The 10,957-nt window shown below is 39.6% G+C and carries 8 protein-coding genes and 1 pseudogene; 4 read left to right on the forward strand and 5 right to left on the reverse strand.

Annotated features, from left to right (window positions below):
* Positions 1–121 (forward strand): annotated as a pseudogene (locus JQC92_RS22765) (IS1595 family transposase); the annotation flags it as partial.
* Positions 122–232: 111 nt separating this feature from the next.
* On the opposite strand, the gene JQC92_RS18915 reads toward JQC92_RS22765, so the two are convergent.
* On the reverse strand, positions 233–2,500 hold the full coding sequence (locus JQC92_RS18915) for an aminotransferase class V-fold PLP-dependent enzyme (RefSeq protein ID WP_205001109.1): 2,268 nt from the start codon (positions 2,498–2,500) through the stop codon (positions 233–235).
* Positions 2,501–2,974: 474 nt separating this feature from the next.
* A complete protein-coding gene (panP, locus tag JQC92_RS18920; RefSeq protein WP_205001110.1) occupies positions 2,975–4,615 on the reverse strand; it encodes a pyridoxal-dependent aspartate 1-decarboxylase PanP in 1,641 nt (546 codons plus the stop codon).
* Positions 4,616–4,784: 169 nt separating this feature from the next.
* On the opposite strand from panP, the gene JQC92_RS18925 reads away from it, so the two are divergent.
* Positions 4,785–5,486 carry a DUF445 domain-containing protein gene (locus JQC92_RS18925; RefSeq protein ID WP_205001111.1) on the forward strand — a complete coding sequence of 234 codons (702 nt, stop codon included), beginning with the start codon at positions 4,785–4,787 and terminating at the stop codon, positions 5,484–5,486.
* Between the two features lie 46 nt (positions 5,487–5,532).
* Here JQC92_RS18925 and JQC92_RS18930 read toward each other — a convergent pair whose 3' ends face one another.
* Positions 5,533–6,909: an L-serine ammonia-lyase gene (locus JQC92_RS18930; RefSeq protein ID WP_205001112.1), complete on the reverse strand. Its 1,377-nt coding sequence runs from the start codon at positions 6,907–6,909 to the stop codon at positions 5,533–5,535.
* 867 nt (positions 6,910–7,776) lie between these two features.
* On the opposite strand from JQC92_RS18930, the gene nagZ reads away from it, so the two are divergent.
* A complete protein-coding gene (gene nagZ, locus JQC92_RS18935) occupies positions 7,777–8,784 on the forward strand; it encodes a beta-N-acetylhexosaminidase (RefSeq protein WP_205001113.1) in 1,008 nt (335 codons plus the stop codon).
* Here nagZ and JQC92_RS18940 read toward each other — a convergent pair.
* Positions 8,781–9,485 (reverse strand): SDR family NAD(P)-dependent oxidoreductase, encoded by a 705-nt coding sequence (locus tag JQC92_RS18940; RefSeq protein ID WP_205001114.1) that lies wholly within the window; start codon positions 9,483–9,485, stop codon positions 8,781–8,783. The two genes, nagZ and JQC92_RS18940, sit on opposite strands and share 4 nt — an antisense overlap.
* A 4-nt stretch (positions 9,486–9,489) precedes the next feature.
* Complete coding sequence (locus JQC92_RS18945) at positions 9,490–9,990, reverse strand: 6-pyruvoyl trahydropterin synthase family protein (protein WP_205001115.1); 501 nt, start codon at positions 9,988–9,990, stop codon at positions 9,490–9,492.
* 168 nt (positions 9,991–10,158) lie between these two features.
* Here JQC92_RS18945 and ycfP point away from each other — a divergent pair, with 168 nt between their 5' ends.
* Positions 10,159–10,698 carry an alpha/beta hydrolase YcfP gene (ycfP, locus tag JQC92_RS18950; RefSeq protein WP_205001116.1) on the forward strand — a complete coding sequence of 180 codons (540 nt, stop codon included), beginning with the start codon at positions 10,159–10,161 and terminating at the stop codon, positions 10,696–10,698.
* Positions 10,699–10,957: the final 259 nt, after the last annotated feature.

Below are 10,957 nucleotides of genomic sequence, written 5' to 3' on the forward strand. Positions count from 1 at the left end.
TGAAGACGGTGATGGCTTTTATGAAGTGCACGTTAATACAATGGAAGGTTTTTGGTCGCTACTGAGACCATGGTTAAGGCCGCATCGAGGGATATCACAAGAGAAACTTCCTCTTTATCTTGGTTTTTTGAGTTTGTACATAACGTTGGTTTACGAGGTAAAGGACTGCTAGAACCACTCATTCAGCTGTTGGTTACCTAGCAGTTTGAAATCCAATATGAGCCAAATGCGTTTATGAGTTTAAAGCATACCCACCTTGAACATGGCCAATATTAGTAAACCCAAGTCGGGCTAGTGCCTGCGCAACGACTAAAGAACGAGTTCCACTACGACAAACTAAAATATAGTGCTTATCTTTATCGGAGAGGTGCTGTGCTATGAATTCAACCAAGCGAGTCATCGGTACATTTTCCTCAGCTTTAATACCGTGTTGGAGCATATACTCATGAGGTTCTCTGATATCAACCAGCTTAGCGTCATGATCTTTCTCCAATAATATTGATAGCTCATTCTTGTCATATTCAACAATGGGTAATGATTCATCAATTTCAACATATGCGCCACATTGAATTTCACACCCAGTTTGATCATTTAAATTGCTATCCAGCACCGATTTTTGCTCACAGAACTCGTTAATTGATGATTGCGTACTTAACACGTTCGAGAGTAGGGTGTTTCGGTAGCATTCAGTAATTAATGTTGTGGTAAATTCATTGTGATAATCGTGGCTTGCACAAATTAGTGTTGTCGAGGCTAACAGTTCATTGAGCTTGTGTAAGCTGTGATACATCTGCTCTGAGCTGCTTGTACAAAAGTTGGTTCGACCTAAGCTACCCATAAGAATGGTGTCGCCACAAAATGCATATTTGAAGTGCGGTTTAACGACATCAATTTCTTCAGTCAGTAAATAGCTCACACTGTCATCGGTGTGCCCTGGGGTTTTAACCCGCAAAAGTGCTTTATTCCCAATTCTTATCGTAGGATAAGCATTCTCGCCAACATAAACTGTATCAAAATGCTTGGGCCAGCCTAGCTGGTCAGTCTTAGTTACCATTTTAAGTTGAGATTCCAACTCAGGACGTGATGATTGATGGTCGGCATGACCATGAGTATCTAGAACTGCAGCGATTTTTAATTTTTGGCAATTTACAATGTTAACGATTCTGGAAATCAGCTCTGGAAGTGGATCAATAATTACTGCTGTTTTGGAGTCTGCGTCTGTATAGAGCCAGCAACAACTATTACCTGACTTAAGCTCTAAAAGGCCATTAACTAATTTCTGATTTACAGCAGGCTTTACCGTAAGGCAGCTTTCGCCAAGTGCTTTCGCAGCCATCTTTATTCTTGCACACGCTGCATCACATTTTTCTTGAGTCATTAATGGACCGAAAGACATTCTTATCGCTGATTCACTTTGCCAACTTGGTAGTCCCATAGCATCCAAAACAAAGCTTCTTGTCACTTTTGAACTGCAAGCTGATCCCGAACTCACTCGAATGTTCGCTGCATCGAACAGATCCATAATCTCTTTACTTGCAAAATGAGGCACTGCAAAGTTCAGGGTGGTTGGTACAGTATTGTCTAATGGGTGGTTGAGCACGACATCTGGAAATGCTTGTTTTAGTGCCGTTAATAGTTGGTTTCTGTAGAGAGTCAGTTGAGTATGATCTGCAAACCTATCTTCAGCATCGCCATTCAATGTATCAAAGATGACCTTAAGAGCAGCCATGCCCGGTAAGTTCTCCGTTCCTGAACGCAAACCAGACTCTTGACCTCCACCAGCAATAAATGGAGTGAACGGAGCATTTTCTCGAATATAAACTAAGCCTATTCCTTTGGGAGCATAGAGTTTATGGCCACTAAATGGCGCATAGTCAATCGTAGTGGCTTGTAAATCAAGTTTACGCTTACCTAATGCTTGAACGCAGTCTACCATCCAAAAGACATCATTACCTGTTGAACGTATCGCTTGCTCTAGTTTGCTTAGATCTTGGTAAACTCCAGTTTCATTGTTTACTGCCATAGTGCAGATCATCAAAGCATTATCGATTTCTTTTTCGATAAAATCGAGATCAAGCTCACCTCTGTGATTAACAGGAATAGCTTTAATTTCTGCATTTATTTCGAGAAGTTCATTCCAATGATGTAGCGAGTTTGGTACTGCTTTATGTTCAGTAGCCCCGTAGAGTAGTGTGTACGACTCATCGGGTTTAATATTCTTTTTAGCTGCTACTAGTGAGGACAAAATTGCCGTTTGGATTCCCTCTGTAGCTCCACTGGTAAAAACGAGTTTTCCGGTTCCAACACCAAGAAAATGCATAGCTGATTTTCTGGTTTGCTCCATTAGATTCTTAGCACGTAAGCCTGTAATGTGGCTGCTGCTCGGGTTCCCGAATGTTTCTTTCATAGCATCGAATGCAGCTTTTGCTGCGGCAGGTAGCACAGGGGTTGTGGCATTTGAGTCAAGATAAATCTGGCTTAACGATTGATTTTTAGTCATAACTAAAACCTTTTTATTTCTTTTTGTTATATGTAATAACTTTTATAGCATGCTATCTGGCTTGAGCCGGATAATCAATTTGTTTAGTGAAAAACAAGACGGGACTTCAGTAGGAGTTCAGAATAAAGGCATTTTATAGGGAAATAGAATAAGTGGAGTGCCTTTAGTTCTGTTTGCTATTAGAACTATACCCATGATACTTGAAGATGCATGTTTCAGGACTTTTTCAGCGCCAATTCTTTGAGGCGCATTAGCGAAGGAATATCGGGGTTCTTTCGAGCTAATGTAACAAAGAAGAATTGGCGCTGAGAAGTCCACGAAGTGCGAGTTGCACAGCGTGTTACTCTTCGTTGCCATTGCTAACAATAGCTCACTATTGCCGCACACTGTCGCCTTGATTAACAAGTTGTGCATTCTCGCTGAAATCGAGCATCTTCAGGTATCATGGGTATAAAGGTCTGAAATGTAGGAAAGTTAAAGCGAAATGAGTTGAGGGTAGTGATGCGTATCAACTTTAGCTATTTGCGTTTGCTCTTCTAGAATTCGAGTTAAGATATTTTCAGATGTTAATGGATTAGCAAGCACAACCCTGAAGACAACAATAGGCTCTCTTTGATACTTTATTGGACAAATACGAGTTCGAGATACAAAAGACTTACCCTGTTCACGTTGATGCTTTTGAATAAACTTTGTGAGCCCGTCTAAGAGAGTGTTTATTCGTTTCACACGCTCTAAATCATTTTCTACGATAGCTTGCTGAAGTTTGACTTTAACGCACTCTGGGATATATCGATAAGTCAGTAGACAAAGCTCTGGCTCAGATACTAATTCAAAATGTGGGGTTTCATTAATTAAACCAGCAAAAAAACGTGCTTTTTCAAGGCTATTATTAATTAGAATTTCATAACCTTGGCGACCAATTATTTTCATGCAAGCGTGGACGAGTAAAGCCATTCCAGGCCTTGAGCCTTCAAGTGTTTGCCGACCTAAATCTTTTGAGCCTTTACGCAGAATGTATTCAGCATGATGCATGATAGATTGAGACAATTCAGGGTTCTTAAACAACACCATACCTGCCCCCATTGGTACGTACATCTGCTTGTGAGCGTCGATAGTGACTGAGTCGGCTAATTCAATGCCAGCAAGTAAATAACGATACTTATGGGATAATAAGCTGGCGCCTCCCCAAGCTGCATCAATATGAAAATGACAGTCTATTTCATTTGCCAATTGTGAGAGCGCTTTGAGTGGGTCAATGTTACCTGTTTCTGTTGTACCAGCCACGCCAACAATGGCTAAAATTTTAATGTTATCACTGTTCAGTTCGGCTGCTTTTTTTCTCATCAACTCAACGTCGACTTTATTGTTCTCGTCTGTTGGTATAGCAATGATGTTGTTACGACCAATGCCCAATAAGTCTGCAGCTTTAGCTAATGAATAATGGCCTCGTTCAGAGGTTAAAATGGCAAGGTCACTGTATCCATAAAATTTAAGTGCTGCCGGTAAACCTTCATAATTAACACCTTTAAAACTACCACTTGCTTTCAATAGCTGGTTTCTGGCTGTCCATAAGGCCGTAATATTGGCTATGGTTCCCCCTGAGCAAAATGCACCAAGGGAATGTTGATCATCATGTATCCAGCTATCATAAAAGTTTTCATCATTTTGATAGACCAGATGATGCAACATGCCGAGCACCTGACGCTCCAAGGGGGTAAACGCTTTAGAGGTCTCGATCTTCACGAGGTTTTGATTTAAGCCCGCCATCAACTTGGTGAGCGGTAAAACAAAGTAGGGAAGCGCAGAAGTCATATGCCCAATAAAAGTGGGGGCTGCAGTATGAACAGAGTGAGCCACTAAGTTTTGCATTATTTCATCGGTATAATCTGATACAAAAGTCGGTGAGTGAGGGATTTGATAATTTTGAAATTGTTGTTCAATCCCATTTAATGGCACTTCTTTAGCAACGATATTATCGCCTAGAAAACCGGCAAGATCTTCTGAGAGTTTTTGCTCAATGATACTGAGTGTTGAATGCTCATCTTCGGGAAATGTAAAAATTCGCTTTAGGCTTTCTTCAGACGCTGTAGCTTTTCTTTTATTCGCTGAATTCATTGATGAAGTGGTTCCAATAAATAGCCGCTTAAAACTCAGTTTAGTTAAGTTCTGGCAAAATCAAAAGGACGACACTTTACTGCAATACTAAACTTCATTCAATAGTGCTTTGATTTACTATTCTGAATTTGTAAAAATGCCGTCAATATTGGTTTTTGGAGATTAAATTTTGAATAAAAGCTTTTTAACCAACTTAATTGCTGTCATTGCAGTAATTGTAGGTTACGTAACACACCAGCCATTAATTTGGTCTGTGGGAATATTTGCACTTTCAGGTGCGATCACTAACTGGCTAGCGATTTACATGTTGTTTGAAAAAGTGCCAGGTCTATATGGTTCTGGTGTTGTTCCAGCTCGCTTTGAAGAATTTAAGGTTGGTATAAAAAGCCTGGTAATGGAGCAGTTTTTCACTCAAGAGAACATAGAGCGTTTTGTTGGTAATAATGCTTCGAGTTCAACATTAGATTTCGCTCCAATTGTGAAGAAAATTGACTTGTCTCCATCTTTTGATGCATTACTTAAAACGGTTGAGAGCTCTTCGTTTGGCGGTATGCTGGCAATGTTTGGTGGTACTGAAGCTTTGATACCATTGAAAGAACCTTTTATCGAGAAACTGCAAGGTTCATTAGTGGAAGTGTCTGAGAGTGAGCAATTCAAACAGTTAGTACTAGAAGAAATTGAGCAACCGGATAATTTCTCTACTATTCGAGAGCAAGTTGAGACGATCGTTGTGCAGCGGTTAAATGAACTAACTCCTAAATTAGTTAAAGAAATCGTGCAAGCGATGATTCAAAAGCATTTGGGCTGGCTTGTTGTTTGGGGTGGCGTGTTTGGTGGTTTGATTGGTCTAGTAGCAGCTTTAATAAAATAACAGCATAAGATTTAGCACCTGCGTTGCAGGTGCTATTTGTATGATATTAACACTCAACAATATTAACGGCTAAACCACCTTGAGCCGTTTCTTTATATTTACTGCGCATATCCATACCTGTATCCATCATGGTTTTAATTACTTTATCTAAAGTAACTTTACCATTGCTGTCACCTTTCATAGCCATGCGAGAAGCGTTAATGGCTTTCATTGCACCCATTGCATTGCGTTCAATGCACGGCACTTGAACTAAGCCACCTACAGGATCACATGTTAAACCTAAGTTGTGTTCCATTCCGATTTCAGCCGCATTCTCAACTTGCTCAATCGTTCCGCCCACAATTTCAGTTAATGCACCTGCTGCCATCGAACATGCAACACCTACTTCACCTTGACAACCTACTTCAGCGCCTGAAATTGAAGCGTTTTTCTTGTACAGAATACCAATGGCAGCAGCTGTCAGTAAGAAGCGTGAGGCAACTTCAACATCTACTTTTTCAATAAAAGTATCGTAGTAACATAAAACAGCTGGAATAATCCCTGCTGCGCCATTTGTTGGAGCGGTTACAACACGATCGCCTGCTGCGTTTTGCTCATTTACTGAAAGAGCGAATAAATCAACCCAGTCAATAGCGCTAAGTGGATCGTTACAAGTTTTACCCTCAGCTTTCAAACGGCGGTATAGAGCTGGTGCACGGCGACGCAGTTTAAGACCGCCTGGAAGAAGTCCCTCTTTGTTATAACCACGCTCAATGCAGACTTTCATGGTATCCCAAATATGCCAAAGTTGTTCTTTAACTTCTTTTTCTGATGCCAAGCTTAATTCGTTTGCCATCATTAAAGATGAAATCGACAAACCGTTCTCTTTACACATTTCAAGCAACTCTTGACCTGTGTGGAAATCGTATGGAGCCGAGTGAATTTTTGCAGCAGGAGAAGCATCTTGTTGATCAATTTCGTCTTCATCAAGAATGAAACCACCACCTACAGAGTAATAGGTACGCTTGTAAACGCACTCGCCATTAATAAATGCGTAGAGGGTCATTGCATTTGCGTGTGCAGGTAAGCTCTTAGTGCGATGATAAGTAATACCATGCTCACGAGTGAAGTTAACTGCTCTGCCATCTTCAAGAATCAGTTTCTCATCATCAGTAACTTTTTTGAGTATGTCATCAATCTGATCTGTATTAACGGTTTCAGGATCTTCGCCCATTAAACCAAGAATGACAGCTTTGCCTGTACCGTGGCCTTTACCTGTTTGGCCTAAAGAACCAAAAAGATCTGAACGAAGTTCGTCAATATCACTCAGTAAACCTTTATCAGCTACATGCTGCATAAACAGTTTACCTGCTTTCATTGGACCAACGGTGTGGGAGCTCGATGGTCCAATGCCAATCTTAAACATGTCGAAAACACTAATCATATCTGCAAGCCTTAAGTGACCTTATTATTTTAGTTTATACAAAGCTATTAATTTTGCTTAGAGTCAAAACTCTAAAGTGGCTTCGGGTTTAGTTACTGGTTTATTCACTTTATTGGATGAGGTACGAATAAAAGTGACTAAAAGTGCAACCTGAAACGAACTCTAAGCATTCGCTTTATGTCATTTATCATATTTATGAATGCTAGTATCACACAAAGATCATAATTTTTAACATTAGAATTTCTAATGATTTTGTTTTTGAAGAGTCTATTTTGCTTGTTTTCAATTAAATGGAAGAATTATTTTAATTCTAAGTAGGGCGTGTTGATCCTTTAGGATTGAATTTTGTGCAATTTAAGCGTTTATCTGTTCAGTGGTGAGCAGTGAAGTTTAGCCATCTAAATAAGTTGCTCACAATACAGAATAGGGATCGCTCGAAAGCATCGAAGACAGCGTAAATTGATCATTTCTGCCGCGTTATCACTTGATTATTTGGAAACGAAGTAACGACAGTTTTGTATGTTGGTAATAACCAAATCGCACAAGCTCTATCTTGTATAAAATAACTAATTTATCGCTGCAAAAATAAGCATGAAAGATCAACACGTCCTAAGTAAATGTGGCCTCATTGAATTCGAGTAAATAGATCGACAGCAAAATCTAGTAACGTCTAGGTTATGCTCGACTTAAGTAACAACTATAAGTATTAAGTAGCCAATATTAACGATGTGCGAACGCTCAATGCGTTTTCATTTATTAACCACGTATTTCAGTATCAGTTTTTTTCTTCAATAGCTTTTTGGGATCATTGCATTCGATTGTTTGATATGCCTTAATTACGGAAATTTTTATCGACTGGAGCCAACCTTGAGCTTATTGATGATGGATCTTGAAGGCGTGACTTTGTCTCAGAAAGAGAGAGAGCAAATTCAGCATCCGATGGTAGGTGGACTGATTCTTTTTACCCGAAATTTTGAGTCTAAAGCTCAATTGATTGGCCTTGTAAAGTCAATTCGTGAGGTTAAGGCAGACATCTTGATTGCTGTAGATCATGAAGGAGGGCGTGTTCAACGTTTCCGTGACGGTTTTACACATATTCCAGCTATGGGCGATATTCTTCCTGCTTCAAATGGGGACATTGAGTTAGCAAAAGAGCGAGCTAAAGAACTTGGTTTTTTAATGGCGATTGAACTGCTGGCTTGTGATATAGATTTAAGCTTCGCACCTGTACTTGATGTTGACGATATCAGTGAAGTAATAGGTAAACGTGGGTTTAGCTCTGAACCGAGTGAAATAATCGAGTTAGCGAGCGAGTTCATCGATGGAATGAGAGATGCAGGCATGGCGGCTGTTGGAAAACACTTTCCAGGGCATGGCAGTGTTCAAGCTGACTCCCATCTTGCAATCCCTAAAGATGAACGTTCTAAAGAAGATATTTTTAATAAGGATATTTTACCATTTAAGTCGTTGATTTCTTCTTCAAAGCTTCAAGGAATTATGCCAGCTCATGTTATTTATACCCAAGTAGATCCAAAACCTGCAGGTTTTTCTGAATATTGGCAGCAACAAATATTGAGGAATGAATTAGGTTTTGACGGGGTAATCTTTTCTGATGATCTTGGAATGGAAGGCGCCAGCTTTGCTGGTGACTTTATTCAACGTGCAGATGCCGCATTAAAAGCAGGGTGCGACATGATTCTGGTGTGTAATAACCCGGGGGCTGTTGAAAGCTTATTAAAAGAGTATCAATGGCCAATTAATAAACCTAAATATTCTGCAGCTGAATTAAAAGCTGACTTTAAAGTTGCTCAGTCAGCTTTGCAAGATGAACAGCGTTGGCTTAACGCAAACCAAATTGCCAACAAACTTAATTAAGATTCTATTTGCCCTAAATTAGCATGGAAAACAGTGCCATTAACCACAGGGTTTGTGGCACAAAAATGGATTGTTTCAGCGATTTCTTTAGGTGTAATCAAACGTTTAAAAGTCACTTTCTGAGTGACGGCGAACAATGTGTTCGGATTATTTTCGATATGATGCCTGAACATTTCAGTGTCCGTAAACCCAGGACAAACACAGACCGTGTGAATGCCTTTCCCTGCTAAGTCTTGGCAAGTTGCCCGCATCATACCGATGACGCCATGTTTTGCTGTTGTGTAAGAAAAAGCATTACTTACTGCTTTTTCGCTCAATGTAGATCCTAAATAAATGATTGAAGAGCCTGCTGGCATAATAGGAACTAAAGCTTGTGACAGAATAGCAGGCGAGATAATGTTAATGGCTAAGCTTTCGGTGAACTTTTGATGCTCAACCGCTTCCAGTGAGTCTTTCGCATGAGACGCAGCACAATGAACAAGAACAATTTGCTCTACACCTTCTAATTCGGATAAAAGAAGATCTTTTTGCTGCATAATCGAATTCGGGTTCGTTAAATCAATAAAAAACTGGATAGCATTTGGAAGCTCTATACTGCTTCTGGATATGTTAATAATCTTAAAACCTTGATCTTGAAATAGTTGGCAAGTCGCTTTACCTATTCCTCGACTCCCCCCTGTAATTACAAGTGCCTTATTCATTATGCTATTCCTTTGTCCAAGTTGTTGAACCCGATTGGCCTGCACCGGAAGATACTGTTACCTCAATATACGTAATATCGAAATGATCTGGTTCAATTTCTGAGATCAGTTTTTCTAATAAGTAATAAGAAAACTCTTCTACGGTCGTATTGCGAATAGGTAAAAGCTTGGTATCAGTGATGGGGAAATATAAAACTTCATTATTAAAGGTGACCACATAGTGTTTCGTGTTTATGCTGATCTGAAGATGCGGTGATAACTTTGGCAATAACACGTACTCATCCAAAGATTCACATAGCTCTCGGGTTGTGTCTTTAAAGTATCGATAACTGGTAGAGATCCCTTCCTCGCCCACACCCAATTCAAGCTCAACTTGAACAGCAAAGTTGTGGCCGTGAATTCTTTCTCTTTCTGTCGCTGAGAAGAGAGTGAAATGAGCGGCAGAAAACTTCAGATACTCTTTAAACAGTTTTATTCGTGTTAAGCGCTTTTCCGAAATATCCATATGAGCCTTTGCGTTTATTTTATAACCTAATCATAGAAAAAAAACACGAGAGCATCAAAGAAATTATGAATATTTCTTCGGGGCATAAATTTTTGATGTAGCTCATATTCTTAAATCAATTAATTTGCTAAATTGCGAAGCATTCAACAGTAATCGAGTTACCTGTTTATGATCCTGTACTTTCACGGCTTTGATGCGACAAGTCCTGGCAACCATGAGAAAATGTTGCAACTTCAATTTATTGACGACGATGTGCGATTAATCAGTTATAGCACACTTCACCCAAGACATGATATGCAATACATCTTAAATGAAGTCGCAAAGCATAGAAGACTTTCAGAAGACGCTACTCCGATAATCGTTGGCGTTGGACTTGGAGGATATTGGGCTGAGCGTATCGGTTTTTTAAGTGGCTTGAAGTCGGTGTTAATTAACCCTAATCTAAACCCACAAACCAATATGGTTGGAAAAATCGATCGACCTGAAGAGTACTCTGACATAGCCAGTAAATGTGTGCATGAGTTTCGGAACAAGAACGCTGAAAATTCGTTGTGTATTTTATCTCGTAATGACGAGGTATTAGATAACGAAATAACAGCAAAAGAACTGGAAAGTTATTACGAGGTTGTATGGGATGAGAAGCAAACGCATAAATTCGCCTCCCTTGGGTCTCACTTGCAAACAATTAAAGCATTTAAGAATAACTAGCTGACCGACAGTGATAAGCTTAATCGCTCTTTTAATGGTTTGCTTAGGCCGTATGCTGCTTAGCAACTTCTCTATTACATCGCTACGGCAATACGGCCAAATCTAAACGTAAAAGATGTTGATGAATGTTTCGATAGGGTGTTCAGTTTAATTAATGTCATGAATGTGAGAATTAAATGAGATAATATTCAGACAGTATTTGCTTTCCTTGTAATAACGCTATGCCAGCACAAATAATTTCCTCATCAAGCCAAGAGAC

Source organism: Parashewanella hymeniacidonis, from assembly GCF_016900895.1.
Taxonomy (GTDB): domain Bacteria; phylum Pseudomonadota; class Gammaproteobacteria; order Enterobacterales; family Shewanellaceae; genus Parashewanella; species Parashewanella hymeniacidonis.

Coding starts and splice junctions, on each gene's coding strand:
- JQC92_RS18945 (WP_205001115.1), bottom strand. CDS start 9,990: ATGGATATTTCGGAAAAGCGCTTAACACGAATAAAACTGTTTAAAGAG.
- JQC92_RS18930 (WP_205001112.1), bottom strand. CDS start 6,909: ATGATTAGTGTTTTCGACATGTTTAAGATTGGCATTGGACCATCGAGC.
- JQC92_RS18915 (WP_205001109.1), bottom strand. CDS start 2,500: ATGACTAAAAATCAATCGTTAAGCCAGATTTATCTTGACTCAAATGCC.
- JQC92_RS18940 (WP_205001114.1), bottom strand. CDS start 9,485: ATGAATAAGGCACTTGTAATTACAGGGGGGAGTCGAGGAATAGGTAAA.
- panP (WP_205001110.1), bottom strand. CDS start 4,615: ATGAATTCAGCGAATAAAAGAAAAGCTACAGCGTCTGAAGAAAGCCTA.
- ycfP (WP_205001116.1), top strand. CDS start 10,159: ATGATCCTGTACTTTCACGGCTTTGATGCGACAAGTCCTGGCAACCAT.